The sequence below is a fragment of the Rhizobium sp. Root1204 genome, from assembly GCF_001424965.1.
In the GTDB taxonomy this organism is placed as follows: domain Bacteria; phylum Pseudomonadota; class Alphaproteobacteria; order Rhizobiales; family Rhizobiaceae; genus Pararhizobium.
Genome location: NZ_LMCZ01000006.1, coordinates 379,933 through 398,963, shown reverse-complemented (window position 1 = coordinate 398,963; position 19,031 = coordinate 379,933). Strand labels below are relative to the sequence as shown.

At 61.2% G+C, this 19,031-nt stretch carries 20 protein-coding genes; 12 read left to right on the top strand and 8 right to left on the bottom strand.

The window, feature by feature from the left end:
- The first annotated feature begins 16 nt into the window (after window positions 1-16).
- Window positions 17-373 (top strand): DUF1801 domain-containing protein, encoded by a 357-nt coding sequence (locus ASC96_RS09440; RefSeq protein WP_060502740.1) that lies wholly within the window; start codon window positions 17-19, stop codon window positions 371-373.
- A gap of 51 nt (window positions 374-424) precedes the next feature.
- Here the strand turns inward: ASC96_RS09440 and ASC96_RS09435 are convergent, their stop codons facing one another.
- The 5 genes from ASC96_RS09435 to tsaD all read right to left on the bottom strand — a co-directional run bounded on the left by ASC96_RS09435 (window position 425) and on the right by tsaD (window position 4,111).
- Window positions 425-1,084: a methyltransferase gene (locus ASC96_RS09435; protein ID WP_060502873.1), complete on the bottom strand. Its 660-nt coding sequence runs from the start codon at window positions 1,082-1,084 to the stop codon at window positions 425-427.
- A 168-nt stretch (window positions 1,085-1,252) separates the two neighbouring features.
- Window positions 1,253-1,684 carry an EVE domain-containing protein gene (locus ASC96_RS09430; protein ID WP_060502739.1) on the bottom strand — a complete coding sequence of 144 codons (432 nt, stop codon included), beginning with the start codon at window positions 1,682-1,684 and terminating at the stop codon, window positions 1,253-1,255.
- A 2-nt stretch (window positions 1,685-1,686) separates the two neighbouring features.
- A complete protein-coding gene (locus ASC96_RS09425) occupies window positions 1,687-1,980 on the bottom strand; it encodes a YciI-like protein (protein ID WP_060502738.1) in 294 nt (97 codons plus the stop codon).
- A 35-nt stretch (window positions 1,981-2,015) separates the two neighbouring features.
- The gene (locus tag ASC96_RS09420) at window positions 2,016-3,014 is read right to left on the bottom strand and encodes an NAD(P)H-dependent glycerol-3-phosphate dehydrogenase (RefSeq protein ID WP_060502737.1); all 999 of its coding nucleotides are present in this window, start codon (window positions 3,012-3,014) and stop codon (window positions 2,016-2,018) included.
- Window positions 3,014-4,111, bottom strand: a complete 1,098-nt coding sequence (gene tsaD / locus ASC96_RS09415; RefSeq protein ID WP_060502736.1) for a tRNA (adenosine(37)-N6)-threonylcarbamoyltransferase complex transferase subunit TsaD — start codon at window positions 4,109-4,111, stop codon at window positions 3,014-3,016. The genes ASC96_RS09420 and tsaD overlap by 1 nt, the downstream gene beginning before the upstream one ends.
- Window positions 4,112-4,187: 76 nt before the next feature.
- Between tsaD and hemC the strand changes: the two genes are divergently transcribed.
- From hemC to ASC96_RS09385, 6 genes are all read left to right on the top strand, one after another.
- Window positions 4,188-5,117: a hydroxymethylbilane synthase gene (gene hemC / locus ASC96_RS09410; RefSeq protein WP_060502735.1), complete on the top strand. Its 930-nt coding sequence runs from the start codon at window positions 4,188-4,190 to the stop codon at window positions 5,115-5,117.
- A 2-nt stretch (window positions 5,118-5,119) separates the two neighbouring features.
- Window positions 5,120-5,842 (top strand): uroporphyrinogen-III synthase, encoded by a 723-nt coding sequence (locus tag ASC96_RS09405; RefSeq protein ID WP_082511995.1) that lies wholly within the window; start codon window positions 5,120-5,122, stop codon window positions 5,840-5,842.
- 141 nt (window positions 5,843-5,983) lie between these two features.
- Window positions 5,984-7,279, top strand: a complete 1,296-nt coding sequence (locus ASC96_RS09400; RefSeq protein ID WP_060502733.1) for a COG4223 family protein — start codon at window positions 5,984-5,986, stop codon at window positions 7,277-7,279.
- Between the two features lie 10 nt (window positions 7,280-7,289).
- Complete coding sequence (locus tag ASC96_RS09395) at window positions 7,290-8,954, top strand: heme biosynthesis protein HemY (protein ID WP_060502732.1); 1,665 nt, start codon at window positions 7,290-7,292, stop codon at window positions 8,952-8,954.
- 29 nt (window positions 8,955-8,983) lie between these two features.
- Window positions 8,984-9,469, top strand: coding sequence for a TerB family tellurite resistance protein (locus ASC96_RS09390; RefSeq protein WP_060502731.1), 486 nt, complete (start codon window positions 8,984-8,986; stop codon window positions 9,467-9,469).
- A 1-nt stretch (window position 9,470) separates the two neighbouring features.
- A complete protein-coding gene (locus ASC96_RS09385; protein ID WP_060502730.1) occupies window positions 9,471-10,214 on the top strand; it encodes a glutamine amidotransferase in 744 nt (247 codons plus the stop codon).
- A 3-nt stretch (window positions 10,215-10,217) separates the two neighbouring features.
- Here the strand turns inward: ASC96_RS09385 and ASC96_RS09380 are convergent, their stop codons facing one another.
- Window positions 10,218-11,462 carry an MFS transporter gene (locus ASC96_RS09380; protein ID WP_060502729.1) on the bottom strand — a complete coding sequence of 415 codons (1,245 nt, stop codon included), beginning with the start codon at window positions 11,460-11,462 and terminating at the stop codon, window positions 10,218-10,220.
- A 129-nt stretch (window positions 11,463-11,591) separates the two neighbouring features.
- Between ASC96_RS09380 and ASC96_RS09375 the strand changes: the two genes are divergently transcribed.
- Window positions 11,592-11,885: a YggT family protein gene (locus ASC96_RS09375; protein ID WP_112834609.1), complete on the top strand. Its 294-nt coding sequence runs from the start codon at window positions 11,592-11,594 to the stop codon at window positions 11,883-11,885.
- Window positions 11,886-12,105: 220 nt separating this feature from the next.
- On the opposite strand, the gene ppa is transcribed toward ASC96_RS09375, so the two are convergent.
- Complete coding sequence (gene ppa / locus ASC96_RS09370) at window positions 12,106-12,639, bottom strand: inorganic diphosphatase (protein WP_060502728.1); 534 nt, start codon at window positions 12,637-12,639, stop codon at window positions 12,106-12,108.
- Between the two features lie 152 nt (window positions 12,640-12,791).
- Between ppa and ASC96_RS09365 the strand changes: the two genes are divergently transcribed.
- Complete coding sequence (locus ASC96_RS09365) at window positions 12,792-13,406, top strand: hypothetical protein (protein WP_244481954.1); 615 nt, start codon at window positions 12,792-12,794, stop codon at window positions 13,404-13,406.
- Window positions 13,407-13,442: 36 nt separating this feature from the next.
- Here ASC96_RS09365 and ASC96_RS09360 read toward each other — a convergent pair whose 3' ends face one another.
- Window positions 13,443-13,949 (bottom strand): GNAT family N-acetyltransferase, encoded by a 507-nt coding sequence (locus ASC96_RS09360; RefSeq protein ID WP_060502727.1) that lies wholly within the window; start codon window positions 13,947-13,949, stop codon window positions 13,443-13,445.
- A 519-nt stretch (window positions 13,950-14,468) separates the two neighbouring features.
- Between ASC96_RS09360 and ASC96_RS09355 the strand changes: the two genes are divergently transcribed.
- The 3 genes from ASC96_RS09355 to ASC96_RS09345 all read left to right on the top strand — a co-directional run bounded on the left by ASC96_RS09355 (window position 14,469) and on the right by ASC96_RS09345 (window position 19,001).
- Window positions 14,469-15,335 carry an RNA polymerase factor sigma-32 gene (locus ASC96_RS09355; RefSeq protein WP_060502726.1) on the top strand — a complete coding sequence of 289 codons (867 nt, stop codon included), beginning with the start codon at window positions 14,469-14,471 and terminating at the stop codon, window positions 15,333-15,335.
- Between the two features lie 199 nt (window positions 15,336-15,534).
- A complete protein-coding gene (locus ASC96_RS09350) occupies window positions 15,535-17,007 on the top strand; it encodes a sensor domain-containing diguanylate cyclase (RefSeq protein WP_060502725.1) in 1,473 nt (490 codons plus the stop codon).
- Between the two features lie 239 nt (window positions 17,008-17,246).
- On the top strand, window positions 17,247-19,001 hold the full coding sequence (locus ASC96_RS09345; RefSeq protein ID WP_060502870.1) for a penicillin-binding protein 2: 1,755 nt from the start codon (window positions 17,247-17,249) through the stop codon (window positions 18,999-19,001).
- Window positions 19,002-19,031: the final 30 nt, after the last annotated feature.

Here is a 19,031-nt window from a genome sequence, read left to right as displayed (position 1 = left end):
ATAGAGCCATAGCCGCATGAGTGCCGATAAAGTTGCAATCCTTCTGCAAGACGTAAAAGAGCATCGCGCGGATCTCTTTCCGATTGTCGCGCGCCTGCGCGACGTGATTCTGGCCGCCGGTCCTGCGATTACCGAGGAGGTGAAGTATGGTGGATTGCTGTTTTCATCCGGCCAGAGCTTCTGCGGCGTTTTTCCCTACAAGGACCACGTGACGCTGGAATTCAGCCAGGGTGCATCCCTCACTGACCCGCATGGCTTCCTGTCCGGCGAGGGCAAGTACCGGCGCCACATCAAACTGGAGACCATGCAGGATATCGAGACAAGCCACGTTGCCGATTATATCACGGCAGCACATGCGGCGGTGAACACCTGACCGCCTGCGCTATGGTTCGGCGCATCATCATTTGCCGCGCCGTGAAAGTCCTCAATCACAACCCGCGCTCAAAAAACGCCAGACCGTGGTCTTCTTGACCTCGCTGTCCTCCAGCGCCCGGGTCACCGGCACCTGGTAGGTCGCCAGCATCTGCATCCGGTCCCGCGGGCAATAGGCACGGCCGGGATCACCGACGAGGACATCGGCTCCCTCGGCGGCCAGCGCGCTCAGCCACCGCACGATCCGGTCGGCAAACGCCTTGTCATAAAAGACATCGCCAGCCAGATAGACATCCGCATCCCGCCCGGCGCCGATCATGTCGAGGCCCGCGGAAGCGACGTCGACACCATTCAGCGCGGCATTGAGCCGGATCGCCGTTTCGGTCCACGGATCGATATCGACGGCCAGCACCGACGATGCCCCTGCCTTCATCGCCGCGATCGCCACCAGACCCGAGCCGGAAGCGAAATCGATCACCCGCTTGCCGGCCACCAAATCCGGATGATCGAGAATATGCCGCGCCAGCCCCTGCCCACCCGCCCAGGCAAACGCCCAGAACGGCGGCGGCAAGCCTATCTCTTCCAGCTCTTCCTCCGTCTTCAGCCACAGATCATGCGCTTCGCTGGCCAGATAGAGCCGCACCTCCGGCACATGCGGCGGCGCCATGATGTCCGTGTTCTCGCGGATGAAGGTTTCGGGATTGGTTTTCATGGAGTCTGTTTGATGATTGGCCATTAGGTTGACGGCACCTCTTCTCCCCAGCGGGGAGAAGGTGGCCCATGGGGCCGGATGAGAGGGCGGTACACTCAGACTCGCTGAAACACCCCCTCATCGCCTCACTTCGTTCGGCACTTCTCCCCGCAGGGGAGAAGAGGAAGATCACCGCGGCGGATTATCCAGCCCGCCGATCCGGCAGATTTCCAGATACTCCTCCTCGGTCACCGGCTGCACCGATAGCCGCATCGAGGTAACCAGCGCCATCTTCTCGAATTTCGGATTGGCCTTGATGTCCTTCAGCGATACCGGGTTCGGCAGGTCGCAGACGGCGCGGATATCGACGCAATCCCAGCGGGCATCGCCCTCGGCGGTCGAATCCGGGTGCGACAGTGCACAGACCTCGGTGATCCCGACGATCTCCAGTCCCTCGTTCGAGTGGTAGAAGAAACCCTTGTCGCCGATCTGCATCGCCCGCATGTTGTTGCGCGCCAGATAGTTGCGCACGCCCGTCCATTCGGTCCCCTTGGCACCCGCATCCTTCTGCATCGCCCAGGACCATTTGAACGGTTCGGACTTGTAAAGCCAATACCCCACGCTCAGGCCTCCGGCTTGTTGAAGACCCAGTTCCAGGGCTTGATATCGACATTGGAAAACAAGCCGGCCTTGGCATAGGGATCGGCGCTCGCGATGGCCCGCACGTCCTCGATCGTCTCTGCCTTCAAAACCACCAGGCTGCCATTCGGCTTGCCGGCATCGTCAAGAAACGGACCGGCGAAGACCAGCGTACCCTTGGCGTTGAGATCGTTCAGAAACTCGACATGCGCGGGACGGGCGTCCATCCGCACCTGCAGGGCATTCGGCTTGTCCGTGCACAGAACCGCAAACAGCATTGTGTTCTCCTTGATTGCCTATTCTTAGGAAGTGTTTATTCCTGCGTGATCGGCCGGGACATCAGCTGTTCCAGCGCCGTCTTCACGTCCATCTTTCCATCAATGATCGCAGCCACCGCTTCGGTGACCGGCATATCGACACCCAGTTGCCGGGCCACATCGGCAGCGACGGAGGCAGCAAACGCACCTTCGACCAGCTCATTCGAATGCCCCTTGGCACTGCCGCTCTGCCCGAGCGCGATGCCATAACGCAGATTGCGCGACTGATGGCTGGTTGCTGTCAACACCAGATCGCCAAGACCGGACAGCCCGCGTACCGTATCCGCCTCGCCGCCCCGTGCCGCAACGAACCGTGACATCTCGGCCAGTCCGCGCGAAATCAGCGCCGCCCGGGCGGAATCGCCAAGACCTGCCCCTTCGACGATACCGCAGGCAATCGCCAGCACATTCTTCAACGCGCCGCCGAGCTGCACCCCAATACGGTCAGCCGACGGATAAAGACGAAAAGTCGCACCCGACAAGGCTTCGGCCAGAACCGCGGCCCGCTCGACAGAGCCCGCCGCAATCACCATCGCCGTCGGCAAGCCCTTGGCGATATCGGCGGCAAACCCCGGGCCGGAGAGCACGGCGACATTCTGCAGATGCAGCTCTTCCTCGACGACATCGGTCAGCAACCGGCCACTCGCCCGCTCCATGCCTTTGGCGCAGATCACCACATCGGCCCCCTTGCCGATGAAACCGTGCAATGACCGCCCAGCCTCGCGCTGCGCCTGCGATGGCATGGCGAAGAGCACGATGCCGGCACCCTCAAGAACGGTTGGGTCATCGGAAACAACAAGCGTTTCCGGCAGATCGATGCCCGGCAGCGCGCTGTCATTGCGGCCGGTTTGCTTGAATTCCTCGACGATACTTTCGCGGCGGGTGAGCAGCGTCACCGGCACCTTGCCAGAGGCGGCGGCAACGGCGGCCAGTGCCGTTCCGAAGGCCCCGGAGCCAACGACGACGATACGATCGGTATTCATGACGTCCGCCATCACGCCTTTGCTCCCCGCTTGCCAAAGCCGATCAGGGCTTTCGCATCCGCATCCAGCGGCCAGCGCGAACGCGGCGCCACATCGAGATCATCGGCCGGCAATCCTGCCGCCATGCGCTCGGCCCCCGCCCAAGCGATCATTGCCGCATTGTCGGTGCACAGTTGCATCGGCGGCGCGATGAAGTGAAAGCCATTCTTGTCGCACAGCTCCTGCAGCGTCGCCCGCAGCGTCTGGTTGGCCGCCACCCCGCCGGCCACCACCAGCGCCGGATGCGTCACCGTGCCGGCAAACTGCTCCTTGAAGCGGGCAAGCCCGCGGCCGATGCGATCCTTCAGCGTGCGCGAAATCGCCTTCTGGAAGGAGGCGCAGATATCGGCGATGTCCTGTTCGGTCACTGGCTCGATCGACTGCGCCGCCTGGCGCACGGCCGTCTTCAGGCCGGAAAATGAAAAATCGAGCCGCGCTTCGCCGACCAGCGGACGCGGGAAGGAAAACCGGTCCGGATTGCCACTTTTTGCCGCACGCTCCACCGCCGGACCGCCAGGATAAGGCAGCCCCAGAAGCTTCGCGGTCTTGTCGAACGCCTCGCCCAGCGCATCGTCGATTGTCGTCCCCCAGCGCTCGTAGACGCCGACGCCCTTCACCAGGATCAGCTGTGTGTGGCCACCGGAAACCAGCAGCATCAGATAGGGAAAGGCCAGCCCATCGGTCAGCCGTGCTGTCAGCGCATGACCTTCCAGATGATTGACGGCATAAAGCGGTTTTCCCGATGCCCGTGCCATCGCCTTGCCGGTCATCAGGCCCACAAGCAGGCCGCCGATCAGGCCGGGACCGCTGGTGGCGGCAATCGCATCGATATCCGCAAGGGTTACCCCGGCGCGCAAAAGCGCTTCCTCGATCAACGTATCCAGCGCCTCGACATGGGCGCGCGCCGCGATCTCCGGGACGACGCCACCATAGGCGCTGTGCTCTTCCAGCTGGCTCAACACCACGTCGCCCAGAATTTCGCCGTGGCCGTTTTCGTCGCGCAACACGACGGAAGCTGCGGTCTCATCACAGCTTGTTTCGATACCGAGGATGCGCAGGCGGGCAGACATGGGCAGAATTACTCGAACATTGCGGTCGCGGGGAAAGGCGGATACACGGAACTCCGGTAACAACGGATCGCAGTGGATGCAAACAAAACCTTTCCGGATCGGCACGCGGGGCAGCCCCCTGGCGTTGGCGCAGGCCCATGAAACGCGGGACCGGCTGGTGGCTGCGCATGGTATGCCGGCCGAAATGTTCGAAATCGTCGTACTGTCGACCATGGGCGACCGGATCACTGACCGGTCGCTGTCGGAAATCGGCGGCAAGGGCCTCTTCACTCAGGAACTGGAGGATATGCTCACCTCCGGCGGGCTGGATTTTGCCGTGCATTCCTCCAAGGACATGCCGACCAAGCTGCCAACGGGCCTCTATCTCTCCGCCTACCTGCCGCGCGAAGACGCCCGCGACGCCTTTGTCGGTCGCACCGCCAGGAAACTTCTCGATCTGCCGCAAGGAGCCACGATTGGCTCGTCGTCGCTGCGCCGTCAGGCGCTCATCAAGCGCCTGCGCCCGGATATCAACGTCATCACCTATCGCGGCCTCGTCGATACCCGGCTAAGAAAGCTGGCCGAGGGCCAGGTCGATGCGACGCTGCTTGCCTTTGCGGGCCTGAAGCGGCTGGGCAAGGACGACGTGCCAACCGAGCTTCTCGATCCCGAAACCTTCCCGCCAGCCCCGGCACAGGGCGCAATCTGTATTGAAAGCCGGATCGACGACAACCGGGTCAATAGTCTGCTCGAAGCGATCAACGATGCGCGAACCCACGAGGCCGTCACCTGTGAACGTGCATTCCTTGGGACGCTCGACGGCTCCTGCCGCACGCCGATTGCCGGTTACGCGGTCTCTGATGGCGAAAACATTCGTTTTTCCGGCATGGTCCTGACGCCTGATGGCAGCGAATATTTCCGCGTGGGCATTGAGGGCAAGGCAGCCGATGCCGAACAGCTTGGCGCCAAGGCCGGCAACGATATCCGCCTCGATGCGGGACCGGACTTCTTTTCGAGCTGGGCGTGAGCATGCCCGCCCCGTTGCGCATTCTTGTCACTAGGCCCAGGCCTTCAGCGGCGGCAACCGCAGCAAAGCTCGCAGCGATGGGGCACGAGGCCGTGCTTCTGCCGGTCATGGAAGCCATCCATCAGCCACGAGCGGCACTGGAAGCGCTGACCCATGCCCACAGCGCCATTGCCGTCACCAGCGCCGAAGTGTTTCGTGCCTTGGCACCCTATGGCGAACAGGTGACGCCGCATCTACGGACACCGGTCTATTGCGTCGGTCCCGCAACGGCGCAGGCAGCACAACGCATGGGCTTCCAATCCCTGATAACGGGCAGCGGCACCGGCGTTTCCCTGGCAAAGATTGCCGCGGCCGCATCGGTCGATCTCGCTGACGGCCTGGTCTATCTCGCCGGGTCGCCGCGCTCTCCGGCTTTCGAGGCAGGGTTACAGGCCGCAGGCATCGCCTGCCGCACCGCCGAGACCTACCGGATGTCGGCCATCGCGCACCCACCCGGGACAGTCGAGCAATGTCTGCATCCGCCGGTCCCGGACCTCGTTCTGCTCTATTCGCACGAAACCGCACGGCATTTTTTCGCGCTGCTGTCTCCACAAACGACACACAGGATGTCCGGCATGCGTATCCTGTGCCTCAGCCAACACGTCGCAAATGCCATCCCCCCTGGTTTCGGGCCGGTCGCCATTGCCGCGGAGCCTTCCGAAGAAGCCCTTCTCGCCCTCGTCTGACCCGCTGCACCACAGGCAGCGGAACACAAATCCATCCAGCGACGGTCAAGGAATTGTCGCTTGGGGGCTTTCCCTATCCCTGCCGCATGTCTAGGTTTAAGACTGTACGTCAAGTTCATGCGATAACGGAAAGAGATCATCATGGGACCGGAAAACCCTCCGCGCCGCTCGAAGTCCGATCAGGAGCCGTTGACGATCGACCTGGATGCCAATCCGGCCACTGCGGACGATGCAAAAAACGACGCAGCCGTGGAAACCGCTGAAAATGGCGACAGGGCCGACATCCGGGCTGGGGAAGCCGATGAAACCGTGCGGGCCGATATCGCCGAAGCATCCGATAACGCCAGAACAGACACCGGCTCCACAGCTCAGCCGGACGAAGAGGATACACGGGCAGAAGCCGCATCCGCAGCCTTTGCTGAGGAACCGGTATCGGCCGCGACTGCGGCAGAAGAACCGGCAAGGCCCATCTACCCTGCACAGCATCGTACCTCCAATTCCGGCGCCCTTGCCGCCGGCATTCTCGGCGGCCTGATCGCGCTTCTCGGCGCCGGCGTCCTGCAATATGCCGGTATCATGCCCTCGCTTGGCCCGGGCGGTGGCAATACCGCGATCGAGCAGAGCCTTGCCAGCGATATCGAAGCCCTGAAAGCGCAGCTCGCTGCAGCTCCGGCGCCGCAGGCGGCGGCCGATCTTGGCCCGCTCGATGCCCGCATTGCCGAACTGGAGAAGAAGACCGCCGAAGCGGGCAATGGCGCGGCCGCCGACGTCTCGGGCCTCGATGCTCAGATCACCAACCTGACCGGTGAAATCGCCACGCTGAAAGCGGCGTTGGCCGATGCACAGCAGTCAACCGAAGCCGCCAAATCCGAGCTTTCGGCCCGCCTTGACGCAGCCGAAAAGAAGATCGATGAGCCGGCAAGCGATGTGCAACTGGCCCGGGCCGTGGCGGTCACAGCTTTGAAGACGGCGATTGATCGTGGCGGACCGTTCTTGGCCGAGCTCGACGCGCTGAAAAGCGTCGCCGCCACTGATCCGGCCGTCACCGGCCTTGCGGAGGACGCCAAGACCGGTATTTCCCCGCGCGCCGACCTCGTGCGTGATTTCCCAGCCGTTGCCGATACCATGCTGGAGGCAACCCGGCACACCGATCCCAATCAGGGTGTGTTCTCCCGCCTGATGGACAGCGCATCTTCGGCCATCCGCATCCGCCCCGTCGGCAGCGTCGAGGGCGAAGGTCCGGAAGCCGTCGTTGCCCGCATCGAGGACAAGCTGGTGAATGGCGACCTGAAGGGCGCAAGCCTGGAATGGGACGCGCTGCCGGAACCGGCAAAGGCCGCAGGTGCCGCTTTCAAGACCAAGCTGGATCAACGCATCCGCGTCGAGGGGTTGATCGATGCCACCGTTGCCGGCGCCATGACGGCCAACCAAGGCTAAGGAAGAGTTCATGATCCGTATTCTGTTCTATGTTCTCGTCGTCCTCGCCCTTGGCGCAGGCTTTGCCTGGCTGGCTGATCGCCCCGGCGAACTGTCGCTGATCTGGCAAGGCCAACGCATTGAGATGAGCCTGATGGTCGCGGCAACGCTGCTTGCCTCGTTGATCGCTGCCATCCTGATCGTCGTCTGGTTCATCCGCGTCGTCTGGCTTTCGCCCCATTCGATCTCCCGCTATTTTCGCGCCCGCAAGCGTGACCGCGGTTATCAGGCTCTGTCCACCGGCCTGATCGCCGCCGGCGCCGGGGACAGTGCACTTGCCCGCAAGATGACCGCCCGCACCCACGGCCTTCTGAGCGCCGATCAGGAGCCGCTGATCCATCTGCTCGAAGCGCAGACGGCGCTGATTGAAGGCAAATACGACGACGCCCGCAAGAAGTTCGAGCTGATGGCCGACGATCCGGAAACCCGCGAACTCGGCTTGCGCGGTCTCTATCTCGAGGCCAAGCGGCTGGGCGCCAATGAAGCTGCCCGCCAATATGCCGAACGCGCTGCCGACAAGTCCCCGCACTTGCCCTGGGCAACGCTGGCCGCGCTCGACTATCGCAGCCAGACCGGCCAGTGGGACGAAGCCATCCGCCTTCTCGACCAGAGCCGCACGGCGCATGTCATCGAACGCAAGGAGGCCGACCGCAAGAAGGCCGTGCTGTTGACCGCCCGCGCTTCCGAAAAACTGGAGACCGATCCAAAGGGCGCCCGCGACGATGCGCAGGCAGCGCTCAAACTGGCCGAGGACCTGGTGCCGGCCGGCCTCATCGCCGCCAAGGCGCTGTTTCGCGAGGACAATCTGCGCAAGGGTGCCGCCATTCTGGAAAAGCTCTGGAAACAGGAGCCGCATCCGGACGTCGCCAAGCTCTATGTCCGTGCCCGCAGCGGTGATTCCGCCACCGACCGGCTGAAGCGCGCCAACAAGCTCGAAGCATTGCGGCCCAACAATCCGATCGCGCTCGCCGCCGTCGCCGAAGCAGCACTTGAAGCCCGCGAATTGCCGCTGGCTCGCGCCAAGGCGGAAGCCGCCGCCCGCATCCAGCCGAACGAAAACATCTTTCTGCTGCTCGCCGATATCGAGGAGGCAGATACCAACGATGACGGCCGCATCCGTCACTGGATGAACCAGGCACTGAAAAATCCGCGTGATCCAGCCTGGACCGCCGATGGCGTCACATCGCCGGAATGGCTGCCGGTCTCGCCGGTCAGCGGCCGCCTGGACGCCTTCGAATGGAAGCAGCCGGTCGCCGAGATTGCCGGCGCGATTGAAGAAGGCAGGCCGGATACCGCCGACGCGGCGATCCGCAGCCTGCCGCCTGTTGCCATCGTCCACCAGCGCCCGGAACCACAGCCGGAGCGGGCCACCGTTGCGGTCAAGGCAAGCCCGGTGATCGAAGCTGCGGATAAGGCGCCGGAGACAGTCAAGACCATCGCCGTACCGGCACCGAGCGAATCGGTGATCGTGCCGCAAACGGTGAAGGCAGAGCCGAAACCGGTCCCGGCCAAGACTGTGGAAGCCAAGTCGACAGAGGCTGTCGTCGAGCCCTTCTTCGGTCGCCCACCCGATGATCCGGGCGTGCGCGACGATAACAACAAGCCATTGGAAAAGACGGCATTCCGCCTGTTTTGAGACGAAACCCCGACCTTAAACGGAAAAACATGTTTGAGCGTTTTCGAAGCTTTCTCGATAGCCTGACCGGCAGCGGAACGCCGGTCATCCAGCCCGGCGACCCCCGCATCGCCATCGCCGCACTCTGCATCCAGGTGATGGAGGCCGACGGCGAAATCCACGAGAAGGAGCGCAAGAAAGTGCGCTCGATGGTCAAGGATCATTACAAGCTCGACGATGCCTCGCTCGACGCGCTGATCGTCGCCGGGGAAACCGCCGAAAGCCAGGCCATCGATTTCTTCCGCTTCACCTCCGATATCAAGCGGCATTTCTCCGAGGAGCAGCGGATCGACCTGGTCGGCATGCTGTGGGAAATTGCCTATGCCGATGGCAAGCGCAGCGAGATGGAGGACCACGTGATCTGGCGCGTCGCCGATCTCCTGGGCGTATCCGGCAGGGACCGGATCATCAAACGGCAGGAGGTTGCTGCCAAACTGGACATCGTGGAGGAGGCCACAGCCCACCAGGAAAAGTGACATGCTTTTCGACGACCGTACCTACTATAGGCGCAACGCAGGCAAGCCGGTCCTGATCGTCCTGCACCAGGAGCGCTCCAGCCCTGGCCGTGTCGGCCATCTCCTCTTGGAAAAAGGGCTGAGCCTCGATATTCGCCGCCCGGTGTTGGGCGATCCCTTGCCCGCAACGCTGGATCAGCATGCCGGCGCCGTTGTCTTCGGCGGACCGATGAGCGCCAATGACGACGAAGACTATGTCCGCCGCGAGATCGACTGGCTCTCGGTGCCTCTCACCGAAAACAAGCCCTTCCTCGGCATCTGCCTTGGCGCCCAGATGCTGGTGCGCCATCTCGGCGGCGTGGTCGGCCCGCATCATGAAGGCCAGACGGAAATCGGCTGGTATCCGCTTGAAGCGACCGACAAGGGCCGCGCCCTGATGCAATGGCCATCGATGGTCTACCAGTTTCACCGCGAGGGCTTTGATCTTCCGGCGGGTGCCGAACTGCTTGCGTCTGGCGCCACCTACCCCAACCAGGCGTTCCGCTATGGCGAAAACGCCTGGGGCATCCAGTTTCATGGTGAGTTGACGCGGGTGATGATGCACCGCTGGGTCGTGCATGGGGCGCACCGGTTTGAACTGCCGGGCGCGCAGCTGGGGCGCCTGCATCTCGAAGGCCGGATGGACTATGATGCGCCGCTGCGCGCCTGGATGGACCAGTTTCTCACCCACATCTTCCAGCGGCACGGCGAGAAGACCGCTCTCTGATCGTCACGCCTTGCTGCGATCCGGCGCATCGAGCGAATCGATCTTGCGCAATTGCGGAAAACCGAGCGCCCAGATGACCGCGACCGCCAGCGTACCAACGCCGCCGATGACGACAGCCGGAACGGCGCCGATAAAATGCGCCATCGTTCCGGCGCGGAATTCACCGAGTTCGTTGGACGCTCCGACAAACACCATGTTGACCGCATTGACCCGGCCGCGCACGGCGTCCGGCGTCCACAGCGCAATCAGCGTTTCGCGCACATAAACCGAGATCATGTCCGCCCCGCCCATCAGCATCAAGGATGCGATCGACAGCCAGGCAATATGCGACAGCCCGAAAATGACCGTGCCGAGACCGAACAGCGCCACCCCGGCGAACATCAGCCTTCCGGCATTGTGACGGATCGGGTAGGCGGCCAAGGTCACGGCCACAAGGATGGCACCGATGCCGGGCGCCGCCCGCAGCAGCCCCAGACCGAGCGGACCGAGCACGAGGATTTCGCTGGCGAACACCGGCATCAGCGCCACGGCGCCACCGAGCAGCACCGCAAACAGGTCGAGCGAGATGGCCCCCAAAACGATCTTTTCCGTGCGGATGAACCTGAAACCGGCCAGTACCGAGGTCCAATCGCGCGGCTCGCTGAGGCTATGTTGCGCCGGCTTTGCGATCAGGAAGATGAGAATGGAGGCAAGGACGAGAAAGACCAGCGCCACGGAATAGGCAACGACGGCGCTCAGACCATAGAGCAGGCCACCGGCCACCGGCCCGAGGATCGCCGCCGTCTGCCACGAGGACGAATTCCAGGCGATAGCATTCGCCAGATCCTTGGCCGGAACCAGATTCGGCGCCAGCGACTGGACTGCGGGTGCCATGAAGGCGCGCTCGATGCCGAAGACGATCAGGATGGCAAAGACCGGCCAGGGCGAAAAGGCATGGGCAAGCGTCAGCCCCAGCAACGCCGCCGCGCAAAGGGCGCTGATGATCATGCAGATCGAGACGATCATGCGGCGCGAGTGCCGGTCGGCCACATGCCCGGTGATGAGGATAAGCAAAAGCGACGGCAGGAACTGGAAGAGGCCGATCAGACCGAGATACAGCGTGTTCTGCGTCTGCTCGTACATCTGCCATCCCACCGAGACGCTGATGATCTGGATGGCGAAGGACGCAAGGAAGCGGGCGAAGAAGAAACGGGCGTAGGAGACATGCCGGAACGCGGCGAACCGGTCAGCATCCTGATGAACGGACATACGGCAATCTTCCCGGACAATGGCAGTTATTCCGCCGTATTAAACATGTTTGGCCCATCGCGAAAGCACGGACTTGCCGGTTTAGCCGTCAATGTCTACATGTCTGTCAATAACGAATTGGAGACCGGCATGCTTGCTGTCATTGCGACCCTGAATTTCATCATCAACATAGCGTGGTTCCTGGTCATCGCCTCGGCCATTTTTTCCTGGCTCTACGCTTTCAACGTCATCAACGTGAACAACAACGCCATCAACATGATCGGCCGTTCGCTCTACCAGTTGACGGAACCACTCTACCGGCCGATCCGCAACATTCTGCCCAACATGGGCGGCGTCGACCTGTCGCCACTGGTGGTTTTGGTCATCCTCTATTTCCTCTGGTATTTCCTCAACACGACCGTTGCTGCCGCCTTGCTCAGCTAAACGCTGCCGCGCCTACGGGCTCATGGTTTGAATATTCGAAAACAAAAAACCTCCGGATCAGCCTGATCCGGAGGTTTTCTTTTGTAGAATGTCGAAACTCTGCCCTCCCTCTTCTCCCCACCGGGGAGAAGGTGGCCCAAAGGGCCGGATGAGCGGCTACAAGCCCAGAACTCGAGAAAAGTCCCTACCCCGCTGGGTAGAGAGCACGCACCGCGAACCGTTACTTCTCAGCCTTGGCGCGCTCGACTGCTTCGAGAATCAGCTTCTGCGCAACCGTGACATCCTTCCAGCCAAAGATCTTCACCCACTTGCCGGGCTCCAGATCCTTGTAATGCTCGAAGAAGTGCTCGATCTGCTGCAGGGTGATTTCCGGCAGGTCGGTATAGTCCTTCACCTTGTCGTAGCGTTTGGTCAGGTGATAGTTCGGCACGGCGACGATCTTTTCGTCCTTGCCGGAATTGTCTTCCATCATCAAGACGCCGATCGGGCGCACGTTGATGACGCAGCCTGGAACCAGCGGGCGGGTCGATGCGATCAGCACATCGATCGGGTCGCCATCTTCCGACAGCGTGTGCGGTACAAAGCCGTAATTGCCCGGATAGGTCATCGGCGTGTAGAGGAAACGGTCGACAACCAGCGTGCCGGCTTCCTTGTCCATTTCATACTTGATCGGATGGCCGCCAACCGGAACCTCGACGATCACGTTGATATCTTCCGGCGGATTCTTGCCAATCGAAATTGCATCAATACGCATGAGTTTTCCCCCAAGGGCCAGTTTTTCGGATGGCAAGTCCGATAAAGGGAAACATGACGCAGCGCAACATTACTTTCGTTTTCGTCCGAAAAATGCGACGTTTGAGCGAATATTCGCGCAGGATGGGACGTATATCTGCAAGAGGAACTCCGATGAAACAGTTCGCCTATGCAATACCGTTTCTGATGCCATTCTCGATGGCGGCCGGCCCGGCCCATGCCAATGACAGCGCGTATACGGACCTAGATACCGATCACTGCAAGGCCCTCTTGCCGGAAGATACGGAAAGCGGCAGCGTTTCGCTGCGCTGCAGGGGGTTCAAGGATTATGCGGTTTATTTCAAGGAAGGCGATCTGCGTCAGAGCATCCTCTACGGCTTCGTCAGCGACACCTATGTCAACGACGCCTTCGAAAGCTTCGAGCCGTTCAACACTGCGACGCGAAAGATCGAATGGCGGCTTGGTGTGGACGGCAAACCGGCTGCGACAATCCTGCGCTGGTTTCTGGACAATATCGATCCGGTTACCTACGAACCGTCACCGAAATTGAAAGGCCAGGTTCTCGTCGTCTCGAAAGTGGCGGATGGCTCCGGACAGGGATGTGTCGTCGGCTATGTCGATGCATTGGCCAATCCCGAGCCCAACGCACTGGCCCGGGAAATCGCCGACACCAGGACAAAAGACTTCGTCTGCGGCCGCAACATGGCAGCGTATCACGGCATTCGCGGGCCAACTGCGGCAGAGCCAACGCACGTTTTTCCCGACTGAAACGGATTGATAGGCAGACGCAGTCAGCCGGGGGTATCAGTCCCAGATATAGCCGATCTTCTTCAGGTTCCTTTCGCCGAAATCTTCCATGCCCTCGCAGAGATCGCGGCCGCCGGCCATGCGGAAGAAGCGGTCGGCATGGTGGCTGTCTTCCAGGCACCAGACAACAAGGCCCTGGCAACCCAGAGATTTCAGCAGGTTCTTCGCTTCGCCGAACAGGATGCGGCCAAGCCCGATGCCCTGATATTCCGGGCGCAGGTAAATCTCGTAGACCTCGCCTTCCTGCGGCAAAGACCGGGACCGGTTGAGGCCAAGCGTGGCGTAACCGGCGATAACGCCGGCCACTTCGACGACCAGCAGCGTCGAGGGTCCGCGCGTGGCTTTGCGCCACCATGCGTGATCGCGCCGGTGAACCATCTGGGTCAGCGGCTTGTGCGGAATGAGACCGCCATAGGCCTGCAGCCACGAGACGCGGTGAACATCCGAGATGGACATGGCGTCCCTCGGTTCGCCCGGACGCACCTCGATCGATAGTGTTTTCATAACGCGACTCTAGACCCGTGCCGGACAAACAGGAATCCCGTCCAAAGGCCTGTCTTTAACTAACTCACAGGCAACTTATGGGGACAACCATCCAAAGTTAACGCTTTTTTAACTTTTCCGGCAAGCGGCTTTCATCATGGCGCACAGGATTTGGCACCCGGCGCCCGCCTAACACTCGGATAGCCTTCTCTTTTCTGGCCAAACAGGTGATTCGGCCTGGCGAACACCAGCCTTTTGCAGGGTTGCGGACAGCAATTGGAGGTACGAACGCGATTGGAGGGTCATGACCGCAGAATATGGCGGCGCGGCATGGAACCTTTTCAAGGGTCGCGCGTTTGAGAACGTCTGGATATGCGCAGCGACGCACATCGGGACTGCCGCGGCCACGTCTTCCGGCCCCGGATCTTAACGGGAAGTAGGGCGGTTCCAATTCTGGTCAAGCTCCAGGCTGCGGAAATCCCGAAACACCCATCGACCGATCGTTCAGCGGCACCCCTCGTGCCCGTTATGGAGTAGCCGATGAAAAATCTCTCAGCAGACAGGCGGATGATCAAGATCGCCATGGCGGCACCCTATCTCGAACGGGATGAGGAACACGCGCTGGCAATGGCATGGAAAGACCATCACGATCAGGACGCCCGCAACAAGATCGCCATGGCGCATATGCGGCTGGTCATCTCCATGGCCGCCAAGTTCCGCAATTTCGGCTTGCCGATGAGCGATCTTGTCCAGGAGGGACATATCGGCCTTCTGGAAGCAGCGGCCCGCTTCGAGCCGAGTCGCGAAGTCCGTTTCTCAACCTATGCCAGCTGGTGGATTCGCGCCTCGATGCAGGATTACGTGCTGCGCAACTGGTCGATCGTGCGTGGCGGCACCTCGTCGGCGCAAAAGGCTCTGTTCTTCAACCTGCGCCGGCTGCGCGCCAAGCTCGCCCAGGGCGACCGCCAGCTGACAGCCCGCGCCGTCCATGAAGAAATCGCCGTGGCGCTCGGCGTCAGCCTTGCCGATGTGCAGACAATGGACGCCCGCCTCTCCGGCAACGACGCTTCGCTGCAGGCGCCGATCTCCACCTCAGGCGAATCCGATGGCGGCGAGCGCCTCGATCTTCTCGCCTGCGACGCACCGCTTCCCGACGAGCAGGTTTCCGAAATGATCGACAGCGAGCGCCGCCGCACCTGGCTCAGCCACGCGCTCTGCCAGCTGAATGACCGCGAAATGAAGATCATCCGTGCCCGCCGCCTTTCCGAAGACAGTGCCACCCTCGAAGAACTCGGCGCCGATCTCGGCATCTCCAAGGAGCGGGTCCGCCAGATCGAAACCCGGGCATTGGAAAAGTTAAAGATCGCGCTTGTAGCGGAAGCGCCGGTACTGGCGATGCGGCATTGATATGCCTTTGACTGAGCACGGAACCGGATGAATAGTTTCATCCGGTTTTTTTGCGTCAGGATGAACCGTGTAAGCATATCCGCTGCCCGATCTTCTGCGACGGCGGTCACGGGCGGTTTACCTTTCAAAGCTAATACTTCAAACACGTGGTATTGCGCCGGCGGCGCAGATTGTTCCCAGCTCGCTTTCAGGTGGTCTAATGCACGAGACATTCGATTCCGGCGTCTTCAACCTGGCGCCGATTGCCATGTGGATCGAGGATTTCAGTGAGGTAAAAGCGCTTTTCGATGTTTGGCGCGCCCAAGGGGTTACCGACATCCGTGCGTTCCTGCGGGAGGATACATCGCGCATCGGGCAATGCTCTGCGCGAATCCGGGTTCTGGATGTCAACCGCAAAACCCTCGAGCTTTTTGAGGCCGGTGACGTCGATCATCTTCGCGCGGGCATAGCCCAGGTCTTTCGAGACGATATGCTCGAAACACACATCAATGAACTGGCCGCCCTTTTCGACGGGGAAACCACGTTTTCCAGCACCACCGTCAACTACACGCTCTCCGGCCGGCGTCTCGATATCCAGCTTCGCGGTGCCGTCATGCCGGGCCATGAAGGCTCGCTTGCAAAGGTGTTGCTGACGACGGAAGACATCACCGCGCGGGAAGATGCACGCCGGGCGGAACTTGAACAACGGCTCTATGCCGAAGGCATCTTCGAACATTCGCCGGTGTCGCTCTGGATCGAGGACTTCAGCCGCATCAAGGCTCTGATCGAGGATATCCGCAATCGCGGCATCAGCGACTTTCGAACATTCATGGACGTCCATCCGGAATTCGTCACCCAATGCATGAGCGAAATCCGTGTCATCGACGTTAATCAGGCGACACTCGATCTGTTCTGCGCTCCGGATCGCATGACGCTGCTTCAACGGTTGAGCGATATCTTCCGCGACGATATGGAAAAGCCGTTCCGCGAGCAATTGATCGAGCTTTGGAACGGCAACCTCTTCCATCACCGCGAAATCGTCAACTACGCGCTGGATGGGTCCGAGCGGCATATCCTGCTGCATTTTTCCGTCTTCCCCGGACACGAAAACGATTGGTCCCGCGTTCAGGTGGCGCTGGCCGATATCACCGCGCGCAAGAAAGCCGAAGCCTATCTCGAATATCTCGGCAAGCATGACGTCCTGACGAAACTCTACAATCGCGCCTTCTACGCTGAGGAAATCAACCGGCTGGAACGGAAATCGCTGCGGCCGGTTTCAGCGATCATTATCGATCTCAATGGCCTGAAGGAGGCCAACGACCAGCTTGGCCACGACGCTGGCGACGCATTGCTGCGGCGGTTCGGCGAAATCCTCAACGGCGCTGTCTCGCAGCCCAACCATGCCGCCCGGATCGGCGGCGACGAGTTCGCCGTGCTGATGCCAGGTGCGGACATCAAGGCGGCAGGCGCGATGATGGAGACGATCAACGAACTCTTGAAGATCAACAACCAGTTCTATTCGAGCGCTCCCCTTACCCTGTCCTTCGGCGTCGCGACCAGCGAGCAGGGCGAATCCATGGAAGCGCTCGTCCAGCGCGCCGATACCCTGATGTACGAGCAGAAGAGAGCATTCTACGAAGCCAAGGGCACGATGGGCGTGACCGGCGGCCGCATCGCCCGCCGGACATCGTAGCGGGGAATGTCGAGGGCAGGGCGCGCCACGCGGACGAAGCGCGCTGGAACGGGAGAAAAAGTTAACTAAGGCTCAAGCAAATCGTTTCAACTTTAAATGTATATTAATGCAACTTTAATGTTCCGCAGCTGCTGATCGCCTCTTTGATTGGCATGCGCCCCGGCTGCATCCATGTTCCCCCGGCGGCGGCCGAGCCGTTCAGGCTCGCTGTCACCAGCATTGCGGGGGTATTGTTCCGAATGATTGCTTTTGTCATCCGACTTCGGAGCCGCGCGCATTTCAATGTGCAGAGAAAAAACGCCCAAAGCGCCCGCGCTTTCGTCGGCTCCGCCAAGCGTAGAATGGATACCAGGTCCAGGCTCGGCATCGTCATTGCCGCTTTTGCCGTGATCTTCCTCGCGGCCCTTGCCCGTCTTGTTCAATTTGGGGTTGCGGAACCCATCGCCCTCGCATCGATCGGTGACAATGTCTCGGCAGTTGCCTCGCGGCCGGATATCGTCGATCGCAACGGGCAGCTGCTGGCAACGGATCTTCGAACCATGTCGCTCTATGCCGAGCCGCGCCGAATCGTCGATGCCGACGAAGCCGTCGAAAAACTCTCAACCGTCATTCCCAATCTCGACTGGAGCGACACCCACCGGAAACTGCGATCCGATTCAGCGTTTCAATGGCTGAGACGCCAGCTGACCCCGCGCCAGCAATCGGACATCCTCGCCTTGGGCATACCCGGCATCGGCTTTAGGCCCGAAAACCGCCGCTTCTATCCGGGCGGCCCCACCGCATCGCATATTCTCGGCCATGTGAACGTCGACAATCAGGGCCTTGCCGGCATGGAGCGCTATATCGACCAGCAGGGGCTGGCCGATCTGCGCGCCGCCGGCCTGACGGGTGATGTACCGCTGGAACCGGTCAAACTATCGATCGACCTGCGTGTTCAGCATATCGTCCGCGAGGTCGCCGCGCGGGCAATGCAAAACTATCAGGCGGAAGCCGCGGGCGCCGTGGTTCTGGACATGAAGACCGGCGAGATCCTCGCAATGGCCTCGGTGCCCGATTACGACCCCAATCAGCCATCCCGGACACTGCCGGACGGCAGCATCGACAAGGAATACGAAAAAGGCTGGTTCAACCGCATCAGCAACGCCACGTTCGAGATGGGATCGACCTTCAAGAGCTTTACGCTGGCCATGGGTTTCGACGCCGGAAAGATCGACCTCAATTCGGTTGTCGACGCCTCCCGCCCGATCCGTATGGGCGGCTTCACCATCAAGGATTTCAAGGGCAAGAACCGCCCCCTCTCGATCGTCGAGGTATTCCAGTATTCCTCGAACATCGGCACGGCCGCCGTGGCAGATATGGTCGGCATTGAAGGCCATCAGGAATTCCTGACCCGGCTGGGGCTCCTGTCGAAGATGGAAACGGAAATGCCGGGCGTGGCGACGCCGACGCAGCCCAGAGCCTGGAAGAAGATCAACTCGGTGACCATCTCGTTCGGTCACGGGGTAGCGACCACGCCGTTGCAGACCGCCGTTGCGGCAGCCTCGCTGATCAACGGCGGGACCCTGATTCCGCCGACATTTCTGCCCCGGACACTTGAAGAGGCAGGGGCGATCTCCCGCACGGTCGTGACGGAAAAGACAAGCGCCGACATGCGCTATCTCTTCAACTGGAATGGTTCAAACGGATCAGGCCGCCACGCGCAAGTCCCCGGTTTCAATGTCGGCGGCAAGACCGGAACGGCTGACAAGGTCATCAACGGCCGGTACGCGAGCAACATCAACTTCAACGCCTTCGTTGCGGGCTTCCCGATGGACAAGCCGAAATACATTGTCCTGTCGATTATCGATGCGCCGAAAACGGGCGAGAACGGCGGACGCACGGCGGCATCGACCGCCGCCCCGATGATCAAGGAAATCATCGGCCGCGCCGGCCCCCTGCTCGGCATTCAGCCGCAGTTCGGCAAGGACGGATCGATGATGCTTGCCGACTATTGAGGCAAGACTGATCAGCCTTCCAGCCGTCTG

Coding starts and splice junctions, on each gene's coding strand:
- ASC96_RS09385 (WP_060502730.1), top strand. CDS start 9,471: ATGCTTTTCGACGACCGTACCTACTATAGGCGCAACGCAGGCAAGCCG.
- ASC96_RS09405 (WP_082511995.1), top strand. CDS start 5,120: ATGCCCGCCCCGTTGCGCATTCTTGTCACTAGGCCCAGGCCTTCAGCG.
- ASC96_RS09375 (WP_112834609.1), top strand. CDS start 11,592: ATGCTTGCTGTCATTGCGACCCTGAATTTCATCATCAACATAGCGTGG.
- ASC96_RS09435 (WP_060502873.1), bottom strand. CDS start 1,084: ATGAAAACCAATCCCGAAACCTTCATCCGCGAGAACACGGACATCATG.
- tsaD (WP_060502736.1), bottom strand. CDS start 4,111: ATGTCTGCCCGCCTGCGCATCCTCGGTATCGAAACAAGCTGTGATGAG.
- ASC96_RS09345 (WP_060502870.1), top strand. CDS start 17,247: ATGATTGCTTTTGTCATCCGACTTCGGAGCCGCGCGCATTTCAATGTG.
- ASC96_RS09390 (WP_060502731.1), top strand. CDS start 8,984: ATGTTTGAGCGTTTTCGAAGCTTTCTCGATAGCCTGACCGGCAGCGGA.
- ASC96_RS09365 (WP_244481954.1), top strand. CDS start 12,792: ATGAAACAGTTCGCCTATGCAATACCGTTTCTGATGCCATTCTCGATG.
- ASC96_RS09380 (WP_060502729.1), bottom strand. CDS start 11,462: ATGTCCGTTCATCAGGATGCTGACCGGTTCGCCGCGTTCCGGCATGTC.
- ASC96_RS09400 (WP_060502733.1), top strand. CDS start 5,984: ATGGGACCGGAAAACCCTCCGCGCCGCTCGAAGTCCGATCAGGAGCCG.
- hemC (WP_060502735.1), top strand. CDS start 4,188: ATGCAAACAAAACCTTTCCGGATCGGCACGCGGGGCAGCCCCCTGGCG.
- ASC96_RS09395 (WP_060502732.1), top strand. CDS start 7,290: ATGATCCGTATTCTGTTCTATGTTCTCGTCGTCCTCGCCCTTGGCGCA.
- ASC96_RS09355 (WP_060502726.1), top strand. CDS start 14,469: ATGAAAAATCTCTCAGCAGACAGGCGGATGATCAAGATCGCCATGGCG.
- ASC96_RS09420 (WP_060502737.1), bottom strand. CDS start 3,014: ATGGCGGACGTCATGAATACCGATCGTATCGTCGTCGTTGGCTCCGGG.
- ppa (WP_060502728.1), bottom strand. CDS start 12,639: ATGCGTATTGATGCAATTTCGATTGGCAAGAATCCGCCGGAAGATATC.
- ASC96_RS09360 (WP_060502727.1), bottom strand. CDS start 13,949: ATGAAAACACTATCGATCGAGGTGCGTCCGGGCGAACCGAGGGACGCC.
- ASC96_RS09425 (WP_060502738.1), bottom strand. CDS start 1,980: ATGCTGTTTGCGGTTCTGTGCACGGACAAGCCGAATGCCCTGCAGGTG.
- ASC96_RS09440 (WP_060502740.1), top strand. CDS start 17: ATGAGTGCCGATAAAGTTGCAATCCTTCTGCAAGACGTAAAAGAGCAT.
- ASC96_RS09350 (WP_060502725.1), top strand. CDS start 15,535: ATGCACGAGACATTCGATTCCGGCGTCTTCAACCTGGCGCCGATTGCC.